The organism is Achromobacter animicus (genome assembly GCF_040775605.1).
Classification (GTDB): Bacteria; Pseudomonadota; Gammaproteobacteria; order Burkholderiales; family Burkholderiaceae_B; genus Achromobacter; species Achromobacter animicus.
Genome location: NZ_JAYGJK010000001.1, coordinates 2,455,810 through 2,477,621, shown reverse-complemented (window position 1 = coordinate 2,477,621; position 21,812 = coordinate 2,455,810). Strand labels below are relative to the sequence as shown.

Here is a 21,812-nt window from a genome sequence, read left to right as displayed (position 1 = left end):
CGTATGCCACTCTCCTCAGATCCTGCAGGTAGAATCCGAAAGGTTTACCCCCTTCCGGCTACTGGACCCATGCGACACCTGATTACCGGCCGCTTCTTTCGCGGACTGCTGTTGAGCTTGTGTGTGTTTCTTGCCGCCTGCGGCGACAGGAACGTGGACTGGACGCTTTACAACGTCAAGGGCCACCTGCCCGACCTGAAGTTCTCGCTGCCCGGCGCGGGCGGCAAGACGGTCAGCAGCGACGACCTGAAGGGCAAGACGGTGCTGCTGTTTTTTGGCTACGCCAGTTGCCCGGACATCTGCCCGACGACCATGGCGCAGCTGACCGCGGTGCTGCAGAACCTGGGTGACAAGGCCAAGGACGTGCGCATCCTGTTCGTCAGCGTGGACCCGCACCGCGACACGCCGGACATCCTGCAGGCCTACGTCAACGCCTTCAACAACAACGCCATTGGCGTAACGGGCAACGAACGGCAAGTGGCTGACCTGGCGCGCCGCTATCGCGTGGCCTACCAGATCGAAAAGCCACGGCCCGGAGACGACGCCGACATGTACGAGGTGACGCACAGCCGCGGCGTGTACATCTTCGACAGAGACGGCAAGGCGCGCCTGCTGGCCTCAGACACCGACAGCATCGAGACGCTGACCAAGGACGTGCGCCAGCTCATCGACCTGACCTCCTGACGCGGCGCGCCGGTCCGCACACCAGTTGTTACAACGGTGGCGTACGGGGTGCGGGTATCCGTGGGTATCATCAATCCACTTCGCCCCCTTTTCCCTAGTAAGGAGTACGCGCATGAGCATCATCATCATGATCATCGTCGGGTTCATCGTGGGTCTGATCGCCCGCGCCATCATGCCCGGGGACCAGAACATGGGGATCATCATGACCACCATTCTGGGCATCATCGGCGCCGTCGTGGCCGGCTTCCTGGGCCAGTCGCTGGGGTGGTACCAGCCCGGCGAACCCGCTGGCTGGATCGGATCCGTCGTCGGCGCGATCATCGTGCTGTTCGTGGTGGGCCTGATCGCCAAGAAGCGCACCTGACGTCTGCGTCCTGCACGCAAAGAAAAACGGGCCGATCGCGAGATCGGCCCGTTTTGCATTGCAGGCGCCCGGAATGGCCCTTAAGCAGCCCATAAGCGGCGCCCAGCGCGCCGCCCCTGGTAGCGTCAGCCCGCCGGCGTGACCGGCGCGGCAGGCGCCGCCGCCGTGCGTTCCGTCCACCCGCCGCCCAGCACCTTGTACAGCGTGACCAGATTGGTCAGACGCGCCAGGCGCGTGTCGACCAGCGCCTGCTGCGAGGTATAGAGCGAGCGCTGCGAATCCAGCACGCTCAGGTAGTCGTCGATGCCCTGCCGGAAACGTTGCTCCGACGCGTCATACGCGCGCTGATTGGCGTCCACCAGCAGGCGTTGGGCCTGGATCTGCTCGTCCAGCGTGCCGCGGCCGGCCAGCGCATCCGCGACTTCGCGGAAACCCGTCTGGATCGACTTCTCGTACTGGGCCACCTGGATGTTCTTCTGCACCTTGGCCAGGTCCAGCCCCGCCAGCAGCGAGCCGCCCGCGAAGATCGGCACGGTGATCTGGGGCACGAAGCTCCACGCCCCCGAACCACCGTCGAACAGGCCGCCCAGGCTGGCGCTGGCGGTGCCGGCCGAACCCGTAAGGCTGATGGTCGGGAAGAATGCCGCACGCGCCGCGCCGATGTTGGCGTTGGCGCCCTTGAGCTGATGCTCTGCCGCGCGGATGTCCGGGCGGCGGGTCAGCAGGTCGGACGGCAGGCCGGCGGGCAGCGTGGTCGGCAGCATGCTGTCGTCCAGTTTGACTGCGTTGTCCAGCGCCGTAGCCATCTGCGGCGACAGCGGCTGACCGACCAGCAGCACGAGCGCATTGCGGTCCTGCGCGGCCTGGCGCGTGTATTGCGACAGGTTGCGTTGGGCGGTGCGCAGCGAGACTTCGGCCTGGCTCAGGTCCAGCGCCGTGGACAGGCCCTGGTCGTAGCTCTGCTTGGTCAGGTTGTAGGAATCTTCCTGGCTCTTGAGCGTGTCGCGCGTCAGGCTGAGCAGCTCCTGGTCCGCGCGCAGCGTCAGGTAAGCATTCGCCACCTCGGCGATCAGCGTGAGCTGCGTCGCCGTGCGCGTTTCGTCCAGCGCCAGGTAGGATTCCAGCGCCTGATCGCTCAGGCTGCGGATGCGGCCAAAGAGGTCCAGTTCCCAGGCGGACATGGCAGCGCCCACCTGATAGCTGTGGCTGGTGGTGGCCTGGCCGCTGGGCGACAGGTCGGCCGGCGTGCGCTGGGCAGAGCCCTGCCCCGCCACGCCGATGCTGGGCGCCAGGTCGGCGCGCTGGATGCGGTACTGCGCGCGCGCGGCCTCGACGTTCAGCGCCGCCACCCGCAGGTCGCGGTTGTTGACGAGCGACTGCTCGATCAGCTGTTGCAGCAGCGGATCGCCGAAGAAGTCGCGCCAGCCGATGTCGGCCACGGCCATGCCGCCCGGCGCGGCCGCCTGGGCCGCGTTGTAGGCGGCGCCCGTGGGATACGCGGCCTCGATGGGCGCGTCAGGACGCTCGTACGTGGGGGCCAGCGAGCAGCCCGCCAGGGCCGCCGCCAGAGATACAGACAGCAAGGTTCTCATCTGGAGTTTCATTACGGTTGACCCTCCGCCGGCACGTCGTGCGGCCCCTTGGCGCTGGTGTCGTGCTTGTCGACGTTTTCGCTCATGCGCTTGACCTTGAACACGCGCAGCATGATGACGAAGAAGGCCGGGACGAAGAAGATGGCCAGGAACGTGCCGGTCAGCATGCCGCCGATCACGCCCGTGCCGATGGCGTTCTGGCTGCCCGAGCCCGCGCCGCTGGAAATCGCCAGCGGGGTCACGCCCAGGATGAACGCCAGGGACGTCATCAGGATGGGACGCAGACGCTGACGGGCGGCGTGAATGGCCGACTCGGTCAGGCTGGCGCCCGCTTCATAGTGCTCCTTGGCGAACTCCACGATCAGGATGGCGTTTTTGGCCGCCAGCCCGATTGTCGTCAAGAGACCCACCTGGAAGAACACGTCGTTGGACAGACCACGCAGCAGCGTCGCCAGCAGCGCGCCGATGATCCCCAGCGGCACCACCAGCATGACCGCGGACGGAATGGTCCAGCTTTCATAGAGCGCCGCCAGGCACAGGAACACCACGATGAGCGAGATCGCGTACAGCGCGGGCGCCTGGGCGCCGGACAGGCGTTCTTCGAACGACAGGCCGGTCCATTCGAAACCGACGCCGACCGGCAACTTGGCCGCCAGGCGTTCCATTTCTTCCATGGCTGCGCCCGAGCTGTAGCCCGGCGCCGCCTGGCCCTGGATGTTGTACGACGGCACACCGTTGTAGCGGTTCAGCTTCTGCGGGCCGAAGCTCCACGTTGCGCTGGAGAACGCCGAGAACGGGACCATGTCGCCATCCTTGTTGCGCACGTACCATTTGTTCAGGTCTTCCGGCAGCATGCGCGAGGATGCCTCGCCCTGCGCAAACACCTTCTTCACGCGGCCGCGGTCGATGAAGTCGTTGACGTACGACGAACCCCATGCGGTGGCGAGCGTGCTGTTGATGTCCGACACGGCCACGCCCAGGGCGCGGGCCTTTTCGCGGTCGATGTCCAGCTGGTACTGCGGCGCGTCTTCGATGCCGTTGGGACGCACGCCCGCCAGCACCGGGCTTTGAGCGGCCTCGCCCAGCAACTGGTTGCGCGCGGCAAGCAGCTTCTCGTGGCCCACGCCAGCGCGGTCCATCAGCTGGAAGTCAAAGCCGGTGACGTTGCCCAGTTCCATGACGGAAGGCGGCGGCACGACGAACAGTTGCGCGCGGCGTTCCGTCTTGGCGAAGTGCGCGTTGGCGCGTCCCGCCACGGCGGCCGCCTTCAGGCTGGCATCGCCGCGTTCTTCCCAGTCCCGCAGCTTGATGAACAGGATGGACGCGTTCTGGCCGCGGCCGCCGAAGTTGAAGCCGTTGACCGCGAACACCGAGGTGACGGCGTCCTTTTCTTCGGTCAGCAGGTACTTGGTGGCGTCGTCGATGACGGCCTTGGTGGCTTCAGCGGTGGCGCCGGCCGGCGTCTGGATCTGGGCGAACAGGATGCCCTGGTCTTCGGCCGGCAGGAACGCGGTCGGGATGCGGGTGAACATCCAGCCCATCGCGATGACCAGCGCCAGGTAGACGACCATCAGGCGCTTAGTGCGGTTCAGGCCGCGGGCGACGGTATTGGCGTAACCGTTGCTGCTGCGCTCGAACGTGCGGTTGAACCAGCCGAAAAAGCCCTTCTTGGCGCCGTGATGGCCCTTCGGAATGGGCTTGAGCAGCGTCGCGCAAAGCGCCGGCGTGAACACGATGGCGACGATCACGGACAGCACCATCGAGGACACGATCGTGATCGAGAACTGACGGTAGATCACGCCCGTGGAGCCGCCGAAGAACGCCATCGGCACGAACACGGCCGCCAGCACCATCGCGATGCCGATCAGGGCGCCGGTGATCTGGCTCATGGATTTGCGTGTCGCCTGCTTGGGCGTGAGCCCCTCTTCGGCCATCACCCGCTCGACGTTTTCGACCACCACGATGGCGTCGTCGACGAGCAGGCCGATGGCCAGCACCATGCCGAACATCGTCAAGGTGTTGATGGAATAGCCGAACGCCGCCAGCACGCCGAACGTGCCCAACAGCACCACCGGCACGGCCAGCGTGGGAATGATGGTGGCGCGGAAGTTCTGCAGGAAGAGATACATCACCAGGAACACCAGGATGATGGCTTCAACCAGCGTCTTGAACACTTCATGGATCGACAGGCTGACGAACGGCGTCGTGTCGTACGGATAGACGACGTCCATGCCCGGCGGGAAATACGGCTTGAGGTTGTTGATGGTGTCGCGCACCGCCTGCGCCGTGTCCAGCGCGTTGGCGCCCGGCGCCAGCTTGATGGCCAGGCCCGAGGCAGGGTTGCCGTTGTAGAAGCTGTCGATGGCGTAGGTCTGGCCGCCCAGTTCGATGCGCGAGACATCACGCAGGCGCACCTGCGAACCGTCGGAGTTGACCTTCAGCAGGATCTGGCCGAAGTCCTCGGCCGTCTGCAGGCGCGACGGTCCGATGATGGTGGCGTTGAGCTGCTGGCCGCGCACGGACGGCAGGCCGCCCAATTGCCCGGACGAGACCTGGACGTTCTGTTCCTTGATGGCGGTGGTGACGTCGACCGTGGTCAGCCCGTAGTTGACGAGCTTGGCTGGGTCCAGCCAGATCCGCATCGCGTACTGCGAGCCGAAGAGCTGGAAGTCGCCCACGCCCTGCGTACGGCTGATGGGATCCTGGACGTACGACGCGACGTAATCGGCCAGGTCGTCCTTGGTCATCGTGCCGTCGGTGGACACGAAGCCGGCCACGATCAGGAAGTTCTTCGTGGCCTTGGTGACGCGGATGCCCTGCTGCTGCACTTCCTGCGGCAACAGCGGCTGCGCCAGCGCCAGCTTGTTCTGGACCTGCACCTGCGCGGTGTCGGGGTTGGTGCCCTGCTTGAAGGTCAGCGTGATGGACATGCTGCCGTCGGAGTTGCTTTCCGACGAGATGTACTGCAGGCCATCAAGACCGTTCATCTGCTGCTCGATCACCTGCACCACGGTGTCCTGCACGGTCTGCGCGGACGCGCCCGGGTAGGTCACCGCGATGCCAATGGCGGGCGGCGCGATGTTGGGGTACTGGGCGACCGGAAGTTGCAGGATGGACAGCGCGCCGGCCAGCATCAGCACGATCGCGATCACCCAGGCAAAAACCGGCCTGTCGATAAAAAACTTTGCCATGCGTGGCTCCTGATTACTGCTTGGCCGGCGCGGCGGGGGCAGCGGCCCCCTGCGCATTGGCCGCTTGCGGCTGGGCCTTGGCGCCGGCTTCGGTGGCAACCACTTCAACGCCGGGGCGGACCATCTGCAGGCCTTCCACGATCACGCGGTCGCCGGCGGCCAGGCCGTCGGTGACGAGCCACTTGTCGCCGATGGCGCGGTCGGTCTTCAGGTCGCGCAGTTCGACCTGGTTCTTGGCGTTGACGACAAGCGCCGTCGGCTGGCCGCGCTGATTGCGCGTCACGCCGCGTTGCGGCACCAGCAGGCCGTCGGCGGCAACGCCGTCAGCCAGACGCGCACGCACGAACATGCCGGGCAACAGGCGCCGGTCGGGGTTGGGGAACACGGCGCGCAGCGTGATCGAGCCGGTGCCCGGGTCCACGGTCACTTCGGAGAACTGCAGCTTGCCGGACTCTTTGTATTGCGAGCCGTCTTCCAGCGTCAGCGTGACCTGCGCGGCCTGCTCGCCGTCCAGCTTCTTGAGCTGGCCGGTGGCCAGCGCGTCCTGCAGGCGCAGGAGCTGCACGCTGGACTGCGTGACGTCGACGTAGATGGGGTCGATCTGCTGCACCGCGGCAAGCGCGCTGGTCTGGTTGGCGGTCACGAGCGCGCCTTCGGTCACGGCCGAGCGGCCGATGATGCCGTCGATCGGCGACAAGACCTTTGTGTAGACGAGATTGATGCGGGCCGTGTCCAGCGCCGCCTTGGCCGACAGCACGTCGGCGGCGGCCTGATCGCGCGAGGCGACGGCGTTGTCGTAGGTCTGCTGGCTGACCGCGCGGGTGGCGACCAGCGGCTTGTAGCGCTCGGCCAGCAGGGCGGCGGTCTTTTGCTGCGCCTGGGCGCGAGCCAGCGCGGCCTTCTGGCTGTCGACGTTGGCTTGGTAAAGGGCAGGATCGATCTGATAGAGCTGTTCGCCCGCCTTGACCTCGCCGCCCTCGGTAAAGAGGCGCTTCTGGACGATGCCGTTGACCTGCGGGCGGACCTCGGCGACGCGGAACGCAGAGGTGCGGCCGGGCAGTTCGGTAGTCAGGGAAACGGGCTGCGTCGCCAATGTGACGACCGTCACTTGCGGCTTGCCGCCCTGAGGCGCCTCTTGCTTCTTGCCGCAGGCGGCCAGTGTGAGGGCCGATGCCGTCAGCGCGACAACGGCCGCACCGCGCCACATAGCGCTTTTCTTATTCATAGATTGCATTCCCGATTTCAATAAAGGTAGCCCCACGCCGCGCATGCGCCGCGTGCCTGATAGCCGTGAAAGGCCGTTTTGCCTGGGGCGATTCTGCGAAGAACATCAGCCCGTCAGACCGTCTTGGCGCGGTCCGTGGCGTTCGACCTGGGTGGATTCGCGTAGAACACGCAAGGCTGGACGTTTATCGCATTGCTGCATTGCAGAACTCGCATTCTGAGTTATCCCGCTTTAGAAACAAAGGGGCATGTTGAGAAAACATCATTCCATTTATGGGACAATCGTGCGATCCGCACTGTGACAAAATCGCGCCATGAAACGCCTACAGGGAATGGAACTCTTCGTCGAGGTCGCCAAAACGCACAGTTTTAGCCGCGCTGCGGCAACGCTGGGCGTCCCCAAGTCGACCTTGTCTCGCCAGGTGGCCGAATTGGAGCGGTCCGTGGGGCTGCGGCTGCTCAGCCGCACCACGCGCAAGGTGGAACTGACCGATGCCGGGCGACTGTATTTCGAACGCTGCCAGCGCATCGTGGCCGAAGCGCAGATCGCCCATGAAGAATTGCAGAAGCTGGTCGACACGCCCACCGGGCCGCTGCGGGTCAACATGCCCGCGGATTTCGGCACGGATTTCCTGGCTGAGTCGTTCATGGAGTTCTCCCGGCGCTATCCCGATGTGACGTTTTTCCTGGACCTCGCGAACCCGGACCACGCGTCTCGCGTGTTCCAGACCTGCGACGTGTCGATCGAAATCGGCGACCTGCCTGATTCGACCCAGATTGCAAGACTGCTGGGCATGCTGCCTGCCTACCTGTATGCCTCGCGCGATTACCTGGAAAAGCATGGTGAACCGAAGCATCCCAGCGACCTGACCCGGCACGAGTGCATCGAGTTCCGCGCGGAAGGCGCCGGCCGCGTGACGCGCTGGCCGCTTACGAACGGCGAGCAGCACATCGAGTTCACGCCGGGCAACCGGTTTTCCGTCAACGGCGTCGCCATGGCCCGGCGCCTGGCCATGCTGGGCGCGGGCATTGCGGTGCTGGTGGGCGGTCAGATGTCGGAACAGCAGTCAGGCCAGTTGCAGCGCGTGCTGCCGGATTGGCAGTTGGGACCGTTTCCGGTGCATGCGGTCACGGAGACGCGGCTGCTGCCCGCCAAAACGCGGATCTTCATCGAATTCCTGATGGAGCGCCTGGGCAGCCACTGGCAAGCGAAGGATACGCCCGGTTTCATGAAATCCCGCTGAGATCGAAACAGACTGAAAAATCCTTCGGCAGCCGACAAGTGTTGTCGAGTCAGGTGACCAATGCTGCGAGTGGTGTCTCGCTGTCGGTGTCAGACACCCTCTGGAGGGCAACTCAGGATGAAGGGGCGCTCACCAGGGTGCCAGACACCTGCGCTGGAGGCCGTCTCACGATGGTGTGGACGGCGGGTGTCAGACACCGGCTCAGAACGATTCGTCGTCGCGCAAGTAACGCCATTGGCCCAGCGGCAGATCGCCCAGCGCCACACGGCCGATGCGTACGCGTTTCAGGCCGATTACCTTCAGGCCCACCAGTTCGCACATCCGGCGGATCTGGCGTTTTTTGCCTTCGCGCAGCACGAAACGCAGTTGATCGTGGTTCTGCCAGCGCACCTGCGCGCGCTTGAGCGGTTTGCCGTCCAGCGATAGTCCGTGGTTCAGCAGGGCCAGCCCGTTGTCGGACAGCTCGCCCTGAACGCGGACCAGATATTCCTTGTCGACCGTGGAGTCTTCACCGATCAGCTGCTTGGCGACGCGGCCGTCCTGCGTGAGGACGAGGAGTCCTTGCGAATCGATGTCCAGGCGGCCAGCGACGGCCAGGCCTTCGAGGTGCGCGCGTTCGAAGCGCTGCGGGGCGCGGTCGTTGGCGAAGCGGGAGCGGGAATCGATCAGGGCGACGGCCGGCGTGTAGCCTTTTTCGGCCTGGCCGGAGACATAGCCCACGGGCTTGTTGATGAGGATGGTGACGCGGGAAGTCTGGCGCGCATGCGCGGCGCGCTCCAGCGTGATTTCCTGGTCGGGATAGGCCCGCGCGCCCAATTCGGACACGACGACGCCGTCGACGCGGACCCAGCCGCGCTCGATATAGCTGTCCGCCTCGCGGCGGGAACAGAGTCCGCGCTCGGACATGAGCTTGGAGATACGTACTTTTTCCATGGGCGGTATTGTATGCGGGTCGGCCGGTGCGGATCTCCAGTGCAGAGGACCAGTGCAGTCGGCCGGTGCGGCCGTCCAGCGCGGAACGGCCAGCGTCCCCTGCCCTGCGGCATTGCGACGCAGACGGCCTTCGGGCAGGGCTTGGCATAATACGCAGCCATGACGAAGCAACCCGCAGCCCATCGCCCCCCTCTCGCCGCTGGCTGGCTGGCGCAAGCCCCGGCCATTCTGTCCCCCGCCCAACGCCACTGGCTGTTCCGGCCGGGCGCGCTTACCGCTGGTCTCCGCCAGGTCGGCCAGGTGCGTCTGCGGGTGTTGGCCGAGTACGCCGACGGCGCGCCGGCTGACGAGGCGCGTGCGATGCGCATTGCGCCGGGCTCTCCGGTGTGGATCCGCGAGGTGTTGATGTCCGTGAACGGCGTGGACAGCGTGCCGGCACGCAGCCTGACGCCGCTGACCGCGTCGCACGGCGCCTGGCAAGGGATGCGGCGCCTGTTGACCCGGCCGCTGGCCGACATGCTGTATCACGACAGCACGGTCATCCGGTCGCCGTTCGCGTGCCGCCGCCTGGCCTCGCCCGTGCCGTTCCATGCCACCGCCTCGGACGTTCTTCCGCCGGAGGCGCGCGCTCTGCAGGCCGGCCGGATCTGGGCGCGGCGCTCGGTGTTCTGGCGCCAGGGCCAGCCGCTGCTCGTGGCCGAGTGCTTCCTGCCGGACTTCTGGGATTTGATCGCCGGTCAGCCCGTGCCGCCGCTCGTGCCGCACCAGCGCACGCCGCGTTAAGGCGGGCTTGCTGAATTCGGGCCGTTGCGTAGACGTTCAGTCCACGCGGCGACCCGCTACTGCCGCACCCGCTCGCACCAATCCGATACCGGAACCTTGCCCGCAGCCAGCGGGTTCAGCCTTCGTACCGCCGCCCCTGCTCCAGCAGTTCCGGCGTGCCGATCACGTCATTCAATCCATCGAAATCCAGCATCCTGTCCTTCCACGGCCCCGTCGTGCCGTGCTGGCGCAGGCTGCCGTAGTAGCCCTGCAGCGTGTGCGCGACCGCGCGCGCCGTGCCGCCCGGGAAGATGACGATGCGAAATCCCGCTGCGGCAAGCGCACCCGCGTCCTGCACCGGGGTCTTGCCGCCCTCCACCATGTTCGCCAGCAGCGGCACACGCGCTGCGAAGCGGTCGCACGCCGCGCGCATCTGTTCCGGCGTGCGCAGCGCCTCGATGAAGAGCGCGTCCGCGCCGGCTTCAAGATAGGCCTCGGCGCGGTCCAGCGCCGCGTCCAGGCCTTCGGAGGCCAGCGCGTCCGTGCGCGCCAGGATCAGCGTAGAGGCGTTGACCCGCGCGTCGACGGCGGCGCGCAGCTTGCCGCACATCTCAGCGGCGGGAATCACACTCTTGCCGTCCAGGTGGCCACAGCGCTTGGGGAAGGTCTGGTCCTCAAGCTGGATCATCGCGGCGCCCGCGCGCTCGAAGCCACGCACAGTGCGCTGGGTGTTCAGCGCGTTGCCGAAGCCCGTGTCCGCGTCCACGATCACCGCGGCCGACACGCGTTCGGCGATGCGGGCCAGCGTGTCTTCGACTTCGGTGTACGTGGTCAGACCGATGTCCGAGCGGCCGAGCCGCGTGTAGGCGATGGACGCGCCCGACAGGTACAGCGCGGTAAAGCCCGCCTGCTCGGCCACCAGCGCCGACAAAGCGTCGTAGACGCCGGGGGCCAGCACCGTGCCGGCCGCCAATTGCGCTTTCAGGTTCTGTGTTTGCATCTTGGGTTTCCTAATCCAGGCGGCGCCCGAGCAGCGCCGCCGCGGTGTCCGCGGCGATATGGCCGCCGGCCACCGCGCTGAGCAAGCCGTTGCCGGACAGATAGCCCGACACGTCGTTGCCCGATACGCCGCGGGCGGCCCCGCCCGCAGCCAGCAGGTTGGGCAGCGCCCGGCCTGCGTGGTCCAGGACGCGGCATTGCGCGTCGATGTCCAATCCGCCTTGTGTGTGAAAGAGCGCGCCCGTCACCTTGATCGCGTGGTACGGCGCCTGCAGCGTGCGCTCGAAGCGGCGTCCCAGCGGGTCCGGCGCGCCGGGACGGACCGCGTCCAGCGTCTGGCCCAGCACGTCCGGATCGCAACCGATCAGCGCGGCCAGCGCCGCCACGTCGCCGCACGTCTTCAATGCCTGGCCTTGCTCGGCCTGCACGAAGTCGGGAAAGCCGCGCGCCAGCGCGAGCGTGCGGTGGTCAAAGACATTCCAGGCCACCGAATCCGGCTGCGCCAGTACATGGACCGCGGCCTCGGAATAACCGTGCGTCTCGTCGTGAAAGCGGCGGCCCTCGCGGTTGATCTGCACGCCGCCGTCCATCATCACCGCCCAGGAAATCAGCGCGCCCTGCGGCGTGGCCCAGGAGCCGTGGCCCTGGTAGCCGCCCAGGTCCGCGAGGCGCGCGCCCAGCTGCGTGCCCCACTGGATGGCGCTGCCGTCGTTGCCGACGTGGCCGCCATAGACGGCCTCGCGCATGGCGGGCAAGTACTCGCCGACCATCGCGGCGTTGCCGCCAAAGCCGTTGCACGCCAGCAGCAGGACATCGCAGCCGATCACGTCGACCGAGCCGTCCGGGCGTTCGCAGCCGACGGCTGTCACGCGGCCGTCGTCGTCCGTCCAGATCTCGCGCGCCAGCGCGCGGGTCAGCAGATAGGCGCCGGCCTCGGTGGCGGCGCGTTCCAGGGCCGCGATCAGCGCCGCGCCGGTGCGCTCGGGCAGCGTGTGCATGCGACGCGCGGTGTGGCCGGGGTACAGGAACCCGTCCAGGACTTCGAAGCGCAGGCCGTGCGCGGCAAGCCCGTCCAGGGCCGCGGCAGCCGCACCGGTGTAGGCAGCCACCAATTCAGGTGAGGCCGTGCCGTGCGCCTTGGCCTGGATGTCGGCGGCAAAGCGCGCCGCGTCATCCTCGATGCCCGCTGCCCGTTGCACGGCAGAACCGGCCGCGGGAATGAAGCCCGACGACAGTGCAGTGGATCCGCTGGGCACGGCATCGCGTTCGATCAGCACCGTCTCGATGCCGGCGCTGGCCAGGCGCAGCGCGGCGGTCAGGCCGCAGGCGCCCGCGCCGATGATGGCGACCGGCACGTGCATGGCGTCTGCGCCGGGCGCGACGCCCCGGCTGACGATTGGCGCACTCACGACTTCAGCCTGTCCAGCAAGTCCTGGCACGTCACCACGTCGGCCACCGTGCGCAGATCCGCCAGCGCAGCTTCGTGCATCGCAGGCGTGGGCGCGGCGCAGCCATCGGCCAGCACTGTCACGTGATAGTCGCGCATGTGGGCGTCGCGCACCGTGCTGGCAACGCCGCCGTTGGTGACGATGCCCGCCACCACCACGCTGGAGATGCCCGCGCGCCGCAGCACCCAGTCCAGCTGCGTGTTGAAGAACGCCGAATACGCGACCTTCCAGACCGACACGTCGACCAGCCCGTCCAGCTCGGCCACGTTGGCCTGCCCTGTTGAGCCGGCCACGAAGTCGCCGCGGCGCAGGAACGGGCGCAATTGCTTGAGGTGCGGCGAGATCATGGGCTCGCCGTGCGCGTCGGGCCACAGCGTGAACTGGCTGGCGGCCACGAAGCCGCCCTGCCCCTTCAACGCGCGGGCCACGGGCGCCACGCGCGCCGGCAAGGCTCTGGCCTGCGGGCTGACCGCGCCGCCGCGGTCATAGGCGCCGCCCGGCGCCAGGAAGTCGTTCTGCAGGTCGATGATGACCAGCGCGGTCGTGCGGGGATCGAAGGCGTGCATGGCGGGCTCCTACGATGCGGTGCGGGCGATGAGCATGTTGCCCAGGGAATCGACGCGGCCCGCGAAGCCGGGCTCGATCCAGATGGTGGTGTCCGGCTGCTCGAGGATGGCGGGTCCCGCCACCTCGGCGCCCACCGGCAGATCCAGGCGCGCGTAGCGCACGGCGTCGTGCCATTGCCCGGCGTGAAAGACCCGCTGAGTGCCCAGCGCATCGGGCATGGCCGTGCTGGTCGGCGCCAGCAAGGCCAGATCGAACTTGGGGCGCTGGCCGATGCGGGCATAGCGCAGATTCAGGATGCGGACCGGAATGCCGGTCAGGCTGCGGCCGAAGGCGGCCTGGTAGGCGCGGTCGAACGCGGCGGCGATGCCGTCGCGGGAGAGGTCCGCCCGGCCCACTTCCACGCGCACGGTGTGGCTCTGGCCTACGTACAGCATGTCCAGTTCAATGCTTTCGCGGATGCCCTCGAAGGACACGCCCGCCGAATCCAGACGCGCCTGGCACGCGTGCGCCAGCCCGTCGATGCGGGCCAGCAGGTCGGCCGCATCCAGCGCGTTCAGCGCCACGTTCAGGGTCTGGACGCCGTCGTGGCGCATGTCGGCCATGACGCAGCCCAGCGCCGAGGTCACGCCCGGATAGCGCGGGACGATGCCGTGGGCGGCGTCCACCTCGTTCATCATGGCGCACACATGCAGCGCGCCGCCGCCGCCGAACGGCATGTAGGCGAACTTGCGCGGATCGTGGCCGCGTTCGATGGAGACGACGCGGATCGCGCCCGCCATCTTGGCGTTGGCCACGGTCAGGATGGCCTCCGCCGCGGCGTGGACGTCCAAGCCCAGCGGGCGCGCGACGTGCTCGTCAATGGCGGCGCGCGCCAGTTCGACGTCCATCTTGGCCAGAAGGCCGCCGCCCAGCGGGCGTTCAGCGGCGATGCGGCCCAGCAGTACGTTGGCGTCGGTGACGGTGGGACGGGTGTTGCCGCGGCCGTAGCAGGCCGGGCCGGGAATGCTGCCCGCGGATTCCGGGCCGACCTGCAGCAGGCCGCCGGCGTCCACGCTTGCGATCGAGCCGCCGCCCGCGCCGATGGTTTCGATCTGGATCATCGGGGCGCGCACGACCATGCCGAAGTCGATGGCGGTCTGCGCCGACAGCGAGGCCTCGCCCTCGGCCACCAGCGACACGTCGAACGAGGTGCCGCCCATGTCGCCCGTAACCACGTTGGGAAAGCCCGCGGCGCGCGCAATGGCCGCGCAGGCGATGACGCCGGCCGCAGGACCCGACAGTGCGGTGCGCACGGGCACGTCGCACGCGGTCTGACGCGACATGACGCCGCCATTGCTCTGCACCACCAGCAGTTCGCCATCGAAGCCGTGCTGCTGCAGGTCCGATTCCAATCGCGTCAGGTAGCTGCCCACCACGGGCTGCAGCGCCGCGTTCAGCACGGCCGTCGAGCAGCGCTCGAATTCGCGGATCTCGGGCAGCACCTCGGTGGCGGCGGTGACGTTGCCGTTGGGCCAGATGGACCGCACGCGAGCGGCGGCCTGGGCCTCATTCACCGGATTGGCGTAGGCATTGACGAAGAAGACGCAGACCGCGTCGCAGCCCGCTTCCAGCAGCGCGCGCGCCGCGGCCTCGACCTGGTCCAGATCGACGGGCGTGTGCAGCGCGCCGTCGGCCAGCACGCGCTCGCGCACTTCCAGCCGCAGGTCGCGCGGCACCACGGGTTCATAGTTGCCGCGCAGGCCCCACGTTTGCGGCCGGTCGCGCCGGCGCATTTCCAGGACGTCGCGAAAACCTTCGGTCGTGATGATGCCGGTGCGCGCCACCTTGCGCTCGAGCAGCGCGTTGGTGCCCACGGTGGTGCCGTGCACGATGGTCGCGATGTCGCCCGCGCCGTCCGCCACCCGCGCAATGCCGTTCATGAAGCCGCGTGCTTCCTCGCCGCGCGTGGACGGCACCTTGACCACGCGGGCGCTGCCGCCCGCCTCGTCCAGCACGAACAGATCCGTGAACGTGCCGCCCACGTCCACGCCCACCACCAAACCTTGCGCCGCGCTCATGCCGACTGCTCCTTCTGAATGTCGCTCACATAGCCCATCTTGCGGTCGTGCTCGCGCGCCGCGGCATCGCGCCGCGCGGGCTCGCCGTAGCCGCCGCCGCCCGGGGTTTCCAGGCGCACGCGGTCGCCGCGTTGCAACCGGATGCCCAGCATCTTCGAGCTCATGGGCGGGGACTGCCACTGGCCGTCCTGCTGATAGCGGAAGACGTTGAGCGCGGCTGGGCCGCCGCCCGCGATGCCCTTGGGCGCGCTGCGGCCGCGTTCGCCGAAGATGAAGGCTTCGGCGCTGTCTTCCAGCAATTCGATTTCATAGATGGCGCCCAGGCCGCCCCGGTGCGCGCCGTCGCCCGCCGAGTCCGGCCGCAGCGCCCACTGCGTGAAGCGCACGGGGTACGCAGCTTCCAAAATTTCCAGCGGCGGAATGGTGGCGGTGGAGATCGGCGCATTGCCGTGGCTCAGGCCGTCGCCGTCCGAATGCCCGCCGTGGCCGCCGCCGAAAAAGCTGAACATCACCCAGCGCTGGCCCTTGCGGGCGGCGTCGCTGCGGTAGCCGGCGATCGACAGCGCATTGATCGTGCCGTAGGCCTGCGCCATGGCGCGCTCCGGCGCGGCCTGAGCCATGGCGCAGAAGATCACGTCGATCATGCGCAGGATGGTTTCGGTGTAGCCGCCCACGGGACGCGGGCGGTCGGCCGAGATCACCAGGCCATCGGGCAGCGTTACGTCCACCGCATCCAGCACGCCGGCGTTGGCCGGCACGTCCGGGAACAGGTGCTTGAGCGCCACGTAGCAGGCCGCGATGGCCGTGGCGCGCGAGATATTGACCGGACCCGCGCAGGCCGGCGACGTGCCGGTGAAGTCCAGCCCCAGCCGGTCGCCGGCGATGGTCAGCTTGAGCGCAATGCGCAGCGGCGCGTCGCGCACGCCGTCGTTGTCCAGCATGTCCTCAAAAGCGTATTCGCCATCCGGCAGGCGGGCGATGTGGTCGCGCATCAGGCGGCGCGCGCGTTCGCGCAGCGTGTCCAGGGACTCCAGCACCGTGGCGTCGCCGTATTCGTCGAGCAGGCCGTCCAGACGGCGCGCGCCCAGTTCCAGCGCGGCCAGCTGGCCGTTCAGGTCGCCCCACAGGCTGTCGGGCAGACGCGTGTTCGCCTTCAGGATGGCCAGCACGTCCTGGTCCAGCACGCCGGCGCGCACGATGCGCACGGGCGGGATCTGCACGGCTTCCTGCCAGCACTCGGTGGCGGCCGGGTTGTAGTTGCCGGGCACCGCGCCGCCCACGTCGTGCCAGTGGGCCGCGGACGCCAGAAAGCAGAACAGCTTGCCGCCGCGAAACACCGGCTTGACCAGCTTGAAGTCGTTGGCATGCGTACCGCCCTCGTACGGATCGTTGAACAGCCACACGTCGCCGTCCGTCATGCCGCCGCGCTCGGCCGCGGTCTTGGCCGCCGCCTTCACCGCGAACGCCATCGCGCCCACGAAGACGGGCAGCCCCGACTTGCCCTGGATCAGCGTGGCGCCGGTGGCGGCATCGTACATGCCGTGGCAGGCGTCATGGGCCTCGGCAATGATGGGGTTGAACGCGCTGCGGTACAGCGTCGCGTCCATTTCGTCGGCGATCTGTTCCAGGCGGCCCTTCAGGACCGCCAGGGTAACGGGGTCAAGCATGATGTTGTTCCTAAGAGGTTTGACGCTGTTTCAGCAGATTCAGCAGTCCGCCGGCCTGCACCATGTCAAGCAGAAAGCCGGGCACGGTCTCGCAGTGCAATTCGGCGGGCGTGCCCCCGGGACGTTGGATGCGGCCGGCGACGGGGTCGAACGTGATGCCTTCGCCCTCGACCAGGGTCTCGGCCTGGCTACAGGTCAGCAGCAGGAGGCCCACGTTAAAGGCGTTGCGGAAATACAGCCCGTTGAAGGACGGCGCGATCACGGCGGCCACGCCCAGGCGCACCAGGGCGGCCGCGGCCTGCTCGCGCGACGAGCCGATGCCGAAGTTGGGGCCCGCCACCAGCACGTCGCCCGGCTGCACCTGCCCGGCGAAGTCCGGACGGACGCGTTGCAGGCAGTGGCGCGCGATTTCGTCGATGCCGAATTTCATGTAAGCGCCCGGCGCCAGCGCATCGGTGTCGATGTCCGCGCCCACGCGCCAGACGCGGTGCGTCGTGGTGTCTGCATTCATGCCAGGAACTCCCGGGGGTCGGCAACGCGCCCCGCCACGGCCGAGGCCGCCACCGTATACGGCGAGGCCAGGTAGACCTGCGCGGTCTCCGACCCCATGCGGCCCTTGAAATTGCGCGCGGTGGTGGCGATGACGCTGGCGCCGTCCGGAATGGACCCGCCATAGCCCGCACAGGCGCCGCACGACGTGGCCAGCACCTGGGCGCCGGCGTCGCGCAGCACCTGCATGACGCCTTCGCGGTCGGCCTGATCCTGATCCTGCCGGCTGGCCGGCGCGACCATGAGTTGCATGCCGTCCGCCAGCCGGCGGCCGCGCAGGACGGTGGCTGCGGCGCGCAGGTCTTCCAGCTTGGCGCCGGTGCATGCGCCGATGTAGGCCACCTGCACCGGCACGTCGCTATAGGTGTCCACGCCGCGCGCGTTGGCCGGGCTGTGCGGCGCGGCAACCTGCGGGGCCAGCGCGGCGGCATCGAACTCATGCCACTCGGCATCGGCGTCGCGATCGCTCTGCCAGCGGGCCAGATCCAGTTCCTCGGTCACGCCCGCCTCCCGCAGCCAGGCTGCGGTGGTCTCGTCCGGCGCGATAAGCCCCACTTGCGAACCCAGTTCCGCGCTCATGTTCGACAGCGTCATGCGCTCCTGCATGGACAGCGCGCGAACGGCCTCGCCGCAGAACTCCACCGCCTGATAGCGCCCGCCGTTCATGCCGTAGCGGCCGATCATGTGCAGCATCATGTCCTTGGCCGTGACGCCGGCGGCCAGCTGGCCGCGCCAATGCATCATCAGCGTCCTGGGCACCTTGACCCAGATCTGGCCGGTGACCGCCACGCCCAACATCTCGGTGCTGCCGATGCCGAACATGTAGGCCCCGAACGCGCCGCCGGTGGGCGAATGCGAATCGCCGCCCACGCAGAACATGCCGGGCCGGATGTGTCCGTGCTGCGGCACCACCACGTGGCAGATGCCGACGGAGTCATACACGTTGGGCAGTTGCTGCTCCGCGGCCCAGTCGCGTGCAATGCGCACGATACGGCGCGATTCGTCATCGGATTCCGGCACGTAGTGGTCGATGACCAGCACGATCCGCGACGGGTCCCACAGCGTGGCGCCCAGCTCTTCCAGCATGGGCTTTAAGCGCCGCGGACCGCTGGAATCGTGGAACATCGCCAGATCAACCGCACAGGTCACGATTTCGCCCTCGGCCACCGTCTCACGCCCGCAGGCGGCGGCGATCAGCTTCTGGGCCAGGGTTTGAGGCTGGGCCATGATTACATCCCCAGATAGGCGCGGCGCACGTCGTCGCTGGCCAGCAGGTCGGGACAGTTGCCGCTGTACCGCACGGCGCCGTTTTCCAGCACATAGGCCCGCTGTCCCGTTTCCAGGGACTGACCCACGTTCTGCTCGACCAGCAGGATCGCCAGTCCGTCGCCGTGCAACCGCTTGATGAGGCCGAACAATTCCTCGACCATCAGCGGCGACAGGCCAAGCGAGGGTTCGTCGAGGATCAACAGGCGCGGCTCGGCCATGAGGCCGCGGCCAATTGCCAGCATTTGCTGTTCCCCGCCCGACATCGTGCCGGCCAACTGGTCCAGGCGCTCCCGCAGGCGCGGGAAAATGTCGAGCACCTTGTCCAGATTCTGCGCGCGGCGTTCGCGCGCCCGGGTGAAGGAGCCCAGCTCCAGGTTTTCGCGCACGCTCAGGTTCGGAAAAACGCGGCGGCCCTCGGGCACCTGGATCAGGCCGGCCTGCACCACTTGCCGGTAGTGGCGGCCGGTCAGGTCCTGGCCTTCGAAGCGCACCGTACCGCCCCACGGTCTGCACAGGCCGCATACCGTGTTGTTCAGCGTGGATTTGCCCGCGCCGTTGCTGCCCAGCAGCACCACGATCTCGCCGGCCTGCACGTCCAGGTCCACGCCGCGCAGCACCTCCATGCGACCGTAGCCCGCCCGCAGGCCCTTGACCTCCAGCAGCGCGCTCATGCCGGGGCTCCCTGCGCGGCCAACCGGGCCGCCGCGCCGTGGCCCAGATAGGCCTCGACCACCTTGGGATCGCGCGTGACCTCGCCGGGTGTGCCCGCCGCGATCAACCGGCCCTGCGCCAGCACCCACACGTGCTCGGCCAGGCTCATCACGGCGCGCATCACGTGTTCGATCATCAATACGGTGACGCCATCGTCCACCAGTTTCTTCACCACCGGAATCATCTCGTCGATCTCACTGGGATTCAGGCCCGCCAGCACCTCGTCCAGCAGCAAGAGGCGCGGCCGGGTGGCCAGCGCGCGCGCCAGTTCCAGGCGCTTGCGTCCGGCCACCGTCAGGTCGGCCGCCGGCTTGTCCAGCGAAGCCTGCAGGTTGACGCGCGCGGCCACGGCCTCGGCCGCGGCCAGCGCCTCGTCGCGATCCGCCAGACGCAGGTGCGCGCCCACGGCAATGTTCTGGCGCACCGTCTGCGCGCCGAACGGCTGCACGATCTGGAAGGTGCGGGTCAGACCAAGCCGCGCGGATTCGTGCGGCGCCTGGCCCGTGATGTCCTGCCCGGCAAAGTGCACGGAACCGGAACCGGGTTTCAGAAAGCCCGACAGCAGGCCGAACAGCGTGGTCTTGCCCGCGCCGTTGGGCCCGACCAGCGCGGTGAGCGAACCTTGCGGCACGTCCAGACTGACGTCCTGCACGGCCTTCAGGCCGCCGAAGGTGATGGAGAGGTTGCGCGCTTGCAGCAGGATCTCAGACACGGGCGCGCTCCTTCGTTTTGAACAGGCGGCCCAGCGACTGACCGCCGCCGGTGATGCCGCGCGGCATGAACATCACGATGAGGATCAGCACCACGCCGTAGATGACCATGCTGATGCCCGGCAGCTCGCCGAACAGGTTGCGGGTCAGGTCGGCCAGCGCATGCAGCGTCACCGCGCCCAGCAACGGGCCCCACAGCGTGCCCATGCCCCCGACGATGGCGCCGACCAGCGCCTCCACCGACACGGCCGAGCCGAAAGCAATGCCCGGATCGATGTATTGGAAAACTTGCACATAGAAGGCGCCCGCGACACTCATGAAAGCGGCCGACAGCGCGATGCCGCCCAGCTTCACACGCAGCGGATTCACGCCGATGGCGCGCGCCGCGTCCTCGTTGTCGCGCACGGCCTGCAAGTAGGCGCCGAAGCGCGAATGGCGCAGCCACGCGGTCACCAGCAGCGCCAGCAGCACGAAGGCGAGCAGCAAATAGATGTAGCCGCGGCGCGAACCGAACTGCATGTTGGCCACGCCTTCCTGCAGCGGCACCATCAGTCCCACGCCGCCGCCCGTGAACGACGCCGACAGCGCCAGAATGCGGAAGACTTCAGCGAATGCCAGCGTGACCAGCGCGAAGTACGAGCCCTTCAGCCCGTAACGGAACGTCAGCCCGCCCACCGCCACGCCGACCAGCGCACCCAGCGCGATGGCCCCGGGCAGCACCAGCCACGGATTCAGGCCCAGGTTGAGCTGGCCCAGCGCCTGCGCATACGCACCGACACCGAAGAACAGCGCATGGCCGAACGACAACTGACCGCCATACCCGCCCAGAATGTTCCAGGCCTGCGACAGCAGGGCCGCGTACAGCGACATCATCACGAACGTCAGCAGCACGCCCGATTGGGACAGCGCGGCCACGGCCACCAGCACCACCCCGAACAGCGCGATTGCGCAAAGATCCCGTTTCATCGTCAGCCCCTCGCCCCGAACAGCCCCTGCGGGCGAAACAGCAGCACCGCGATGAAGATCGCGAAGATGCCCATCTGGCCCAGCGAGTCGCCTAGGAACAGGCCTCCGATGGACTCCACCACGCCGATCAGCAGTCCGCCCACCAGCGCCCCCACGAAACTGCCCATGCCGCCCAGCACCACGATGGTGAAGGCGACCAGCACGAAGCCGCTGCCCACCTGCGGATTGACGTAGTAAGCGGGCAAGAGGAAACACGCCGCCGCGCCCAGGCACGCCATGCCGATGCCGAACGACAGGGCGTAGACCTTTTCGACGTCGATGCCCATGAGCTTGGCGCCCTGCTTTTCCCGGGCGACGGCGCGGATCGCGCGGCCCAGGTCGGTGCTGCGGATGATCCAGAACAGCACCGCCGCCACCGCCAGCGCGCCGCAGAAGGCGATGACCTTGGGCAGCGCGATCATGGCCGGGCCAATCTCTACCGTGGACAGCGTGTACGCCGTGTCGATGCTGCGCGTGTCGGACTTGAACCAGACCAGCGCCAGGTTCTCCAGCACGATCGCCAGGCCCAGCGTGACCAGCAGGATGTTCTCGTCCTTGCCGTGGCTGGCGCGATTGATGACGAGGCGCTGCAAGGCGTAGCCCAGCACGAACATGCCGGCCACCACCAGCGGCAAGGCGGCGTAGGGGTCGATGCCCAGCCGGTCCTTGAGCAGGTAGACGGCGTACAGCGCCACCATGAGCGCCGCGCCGTGGGCGAAGTTGATGATGTGCAGCACCCCGTAGATCAGGGTCAGGCCCAGCGCGATGAGCGCGTAGACCGCGCCCATCGTCAGGCCGTTCAGCACCGAGGAAAAGAGGATGGCGGGATCGAGCAT

19 protein-coding genes are annotated in these 21,812 nt (G+C 67.8%); 4 read left to right on the top strand and 15 right to left on the bottom strand.

Annotated features, from left to right (window positions below):
- The first annotated feature begins 69 nt into the window (after window positions 1–69).
- Window positions 70–684, top strand: a complete 615-nt coding sequence (locus AB3147_RS11140; protein WP_279975105.1) for an SCO family protein — start codon at window positions 70–72, stop codon at window positions 682–684.
- A 112-nt stretch (window positions 685–796) separates the two neighbouring features.
- The gene (locus tag AB3147_RS11135) at window positions 797–1,048 is read left to right on the top strand and encodes a GlsB/YeaQ/YmgE family stress response membrane protein (protein ID WP_008158223.1); all 252 of its coding nucleotides are present in this window, start codon (window positions 797–799) and stop codon (window positions 1,046–1,048) included.
- 125 nt (window positions 1,049–1,173) lie between these two features.
- Here AB3147_RS11135 and adeC read toward each other — a convergent pair whose 3' ends face one another.
- From adeC to AB3147_RS11120, 3 genes are read right to left on the bottom strand one after another with little or no spacing between them, the layout of a single operon-like run.
- A complete protein-coding gene (gene adeC, locus AB3147_RS11130; protein ID WP_367351958.1) occupies window positions 1,174–2,652 on the bottom strand; it encodes an AdeC/AdeK/OprM family multidrug efflux complex outer membrane factor in 1,479 nt (492 codons plus the stop codon).
- On the bottom strand, window positions 2,652–5,831 hold the full coding sequence (locus AB3147_RS11125) for an efflux RND transporter permease subunit (RefSeq protein ID WP_175126077.1): 3,180 nt from the start codon (window positions 5,829–5,831) through the stop codon (window positions 2,652–2,654). The genes adeC and AB3147_RS11125 overlap by 1 nt, the downstream gene beginning before the upstream one ends.
- 13 nt (window positions 5,832–5,844) lie before the next feature.
- A complete protein-coding gene (locus AB3147_RS11120; protein ID WP_175185213.1) occupies window positions 5,845–7,038 on the bottom strand; it encodes an efflux RND transporter periplasmic adaptor subunit in 1,194 nt (397 codons plus the stop codon).
- A 349-nt stretch (window positions 7,039–7,387) separates the two neighbouring features.
- On the opposite strand from AB3147_RS11120, the gene AB3147_RS11115 reads away from it, so the two are divergent.
- Complete coding sequence (locus tag AB3147_RS11115) at window positions 7,388–8,299, top strand: LysR family transcriptional regulator (RefSeq protein ID WP_191578150.1); 912 nt, start codon at window positions 7,388–7,390, stop codon at window positions 8,297–8,299.
- 201 nt (window positions 8,300–8,500) lie between these two features.
- Here AB3147_RS11115 and AB3147_RS11110 read toward each other — a convergent pair whose 3' ends face one another.
- Window positions 8,501–9,232, bottom strand: coding sequence for a pseudouridine synthase (locus tag AB3147_RS11110; RefSeq protein WP_175126076.1), 732 nt, complete (start codon window positions 9,230–9,232; stop codon window positions 8,501–8,503).
- Window positions 9,233–9,391: 159 nt separating this feature from the next.
- On the opposite strand from AB3147_RS11110, the gene AB3147_RS11105 reads away from it, so the two are divergent.
- Window positions 9,392–10,015: a chorismate--pyruvate lyase family protein gene (locus AB3147_RS11105; protein ID WP_175138961.1), complete on the top strand. Its 624-nt coding sequence runs from the start codon at window positions 9,392–9,394 to the stop codon at window positions 10,013–10,015.
- Between the two features lie 115 nt (window positions 10,016–10,130).
- Here AB3147_RS11105 and AB3147_RS11100 read toward each other — a convergent pair whose 3' ends face one another.
- The 11 genes from AB3147_RS11100 to AB3147_RS11050 are packed head-to-tail and all read right to left on the bottom strand — an operon-like array spanning window position 10,131 to window position 21,812.
- Entirely contained in the window at window positions 10,131–10,994 is an 864-nt protein-coding gene (locus AB3147_RS11100; RefSeq protein WP_191578151.1) for an isocitrate lyase/PEP mutase family protein, read from the bottom strand.
- A gap of 10 nt (window positions 10,995–11,004) precedes the next feature.
- A complete protein-coding gene (locus AB3147_RS11095; RefSeq protein ID WP_367351957.1) occupies window positions 11,005–12,402 on the bottom strand; it encodes an FAD-dependent oxidoreductase in 1,398 nt (465 codons plus the stop codon).
- Entirely contained in the window at window positions 12,399–13,007 is a 609-nt protein-coding gene (locus tag AB3147_RS11090) for a cysteine hydrolase family protein (protein WP_367351956.1), read from the bottom strand. Before AB3147_RS11090 ends, AB3147_RS11095 begins: the two co-directional genes overlap by 4 nt.
- Before the next feature lie 9 nt (window positions 13,008–13,016).
- Complete coding sequence (locus AB3147_RS11085) at window positions 13,017–15,065, bottom strand: hydantoinase/oxoprolinase family protein (protein WP_367351955.1); 2,049 nt, start codon at window positions 15,063–15,065, stop codon at window positions 13,017–13,019.
- Window positions 15,062–16,732, bottom strand: a complete 1,671-nt coding sequence (locus AB3147_RS11080; RefSeq protein WP_367351954.1) for a hydantoinase B/oxoprolinase family protein — start codon at window positions 16,730–16,732, stop codon at window positions 15,062–15,064. The genes AB3147_RS11085 and AB3147_RS11080 overlap by 4 nt, the downstream gene beginning before the upstream one ends.
- Window positions 16,733–16,742: 10 nt before the next feature.
- Window positions 16,743–17,243: a LeuD/DmdB family oxidoreductase small subunit gene (locus AB3147_RS11075; protein WP_367351953.1), complete on the bottom strand. Its 501-nt coding sequence runs from the start codon at window positions 17,241–17,243 to the stop codon at window positions 16,743–16,745.
- On the bottom strand, window positions 17,240–18,508 hold the full coding sequence (locus AB3147_RS11070) for a 3-isopropylmalate dehydratase large subunit (RefSeq protein ID WP_367351952.1): 1,269 nt from the start codon (window positions 18,506–18,508) through the stop codon (window positions 17,240–17,242). Before AB3147_RS11070 ends, AB3147_RS11075 begins: the two co-directional genes overlap by 4 nt.
- 2 nt (window positions 18,509–18,510) lie before the next feature.
- Window positions 18,511–19,221 (bottom strand): ABC transporter ATP-binding protein, encoded by a 711-nt coding sequence (locus AB3147_RS11065; RefSeq protein ID WP_367351951.1) that lies wholly within the window; start codon window positions 19,219–19,221, stop codon window positions 18,511–18,513.
- The gene (locus AB3147_RS11060; RefSeq protein ID WP_056570099.1) at window positions 19,218–19,973 is read right to left on the bottom strand and encodes an ABC transporter ATP-binding protein; all 756 of its coding nucleotides are present in this window, start codon (window positions 19,971–19,973) and stop codon (window positions 19,218–19,220) included. Before AB3147_RS11060 ends, AB3147_RS11065 begins: the two co-directional genes overlap by 4 nt.
- A complete protein-coding gene (locus AB3147_RS11055; protein WP_175138954.1) occupies window positions 19,966–20,937 on the bottom strand; it encodes a branched-chain amino acid ABC transporter permease in 972 nt (323 codons plus the stop codon). Before AB3147_RS11055 ends, AB3147_RS11060 begins: the two co-directional genes overlap by 8 nt.
- Window positions 20,938–20,939: 2 nt before the next feature.
- Window positions 20,940–21,812, bottom strand: a complete 873-nt coding sequence (locus AB3147_RS11050; protein ID WP_367351950.1) for a branched-chain amino acid ABC transporter permease — start codon at window positions 21,810–21,812, stop codon at window positions 20,940–20,942.

What these genes read in the sequence shown, in the direction of transcription:
- AB3147_RS11140 (WP_279975105.1), top strand. Translation starts at nt 70, where the DNA reads ATGCGACACCTGATTACCGGCCGCTTCTTTCGCGGACTGCTGTTGAGC.
- AB3147_RS11135 (WP_008158223.1), top strand. Translation starts at nt 797, where the DNA reads ATGAGCATCATCATCATGATCATCGTCGGGTTCATCGTGGGTCTGATC.
- adeC (WP_367351958.1), bottom strand. Translation starts at nt 2,652, where the DNA reads ATGAAACTCCAGATGAGAACCTTGCTGTCTGTATCTCTGGCGGCGGCC.
- AB3147_RS11125 (WP_175126077.1), bottom strand. Translation starts at nt 5,831, where the DNA reads ATGGCAAAGTTTTTTATCGACAGGCCGGTTTTTGCCTGGGTGATCGCG.
- AB3147_RS11120 (WP_175185213.1), bottom strand. Translation starts at nt 7,038, where the DNA reads ATGTGGCGCGGTGCGGCCGTTGTCGCGCTGACGGCATCGGCCCTCACA.
- AB3147_RS11115 (WP_191578150.1), top strand. Translation starts at nt 7,388, where the DNA reads ATGGAACTCTTCGTCGAGGTCGCCAAAACGCACAGTTTTAGCCGCGCT.
- AB3147_RS11110 (WP_175126076.1), bottom strand. Translation starts at nt 9,232, where the DNA reads ATGGAAAAAGTACGTATCTCCAAGCTCATGTCCGAGCGCGGACTCTGT.
- AB3147_RS11105 (WP_175138961.1), top strand. Translation starts at nt 9,392, where the DNA reads ATGACGAAGCAACCCGCAGCCCATCGCCCCCCTCTCGCCGCTGGCTGG.
- AB3147_RS11100 (WP_191578151.1), bottom strand. Translation starts at nt 10,994, where the DNA reads ATGCAAACACAGAACCTGAAAGCGCAATTGGCGGCCGGCACGGTGCTG.
- AB3147_RS11090 (WP_367351956.1), bottom strand. Translation starts at nt 13,007, where the DNA reads ATGCACGCCTTCGATCCCCGCACGACCGCGCTGGTCATCATCGACCTG.
- AB3147_RS11085 (WP_367351955.1), bottom strand. Translation starts at nt 15,065, where the DNA reads ATGAGCGCGGCGCAAGGTTTGGTGGTGGGCGTGGACGTGGGCGGCACG.
- AB3147_RS11080 (WP_367351954.1), bottom strand. Translation starts at nt 16,732, where the DNA reads ATGCTTGACCCCGTTACCCTGGCGGTCCTGAAGGGCCGCCTGGAACAG.
- AB3147_RS11075 (WP_367351953.1), bottom strand. Translation starts at nt 17,243, where the DNA reads ATGAATGCAGACACCACGACGCACCGCGTCTGGCGCGTGGGCGCGGAC.
- AB3147_RS11070 (WP_367351952.1), bottom strand. Translation starts at nt 18,508, where the DNA reads ATGGCCCAGCCTCAAACCCTGGCCCAGAAGCTGATCGCCGCCGCCTGC.
- AB3147_RS11065 (WP_367351951.1), bottom strand. Translation starts at nt 19,221, where the DNA reads ATGAGCGCGCTGCTGGAGGTCAAGGGCCTGCGGGCGGGCTACGGTCGC.
- AB3147_RS11055 (WP_175138954.1), bottom strand. Translation starts at nt 20,937, where the DNA reads ATGAAACGGGATCTTTGCGCAATCGCGCTGTTCGGGGTGGTGCTGGTG.
- AB3147_RS11050 (WP_367351950.1), bottom strand. Translation starts at nt 21,812, where the DNA reads ATGCTCGATCCCGCCATCCTCTTTTCCTCGGTGCTGAACGGCCTGACG.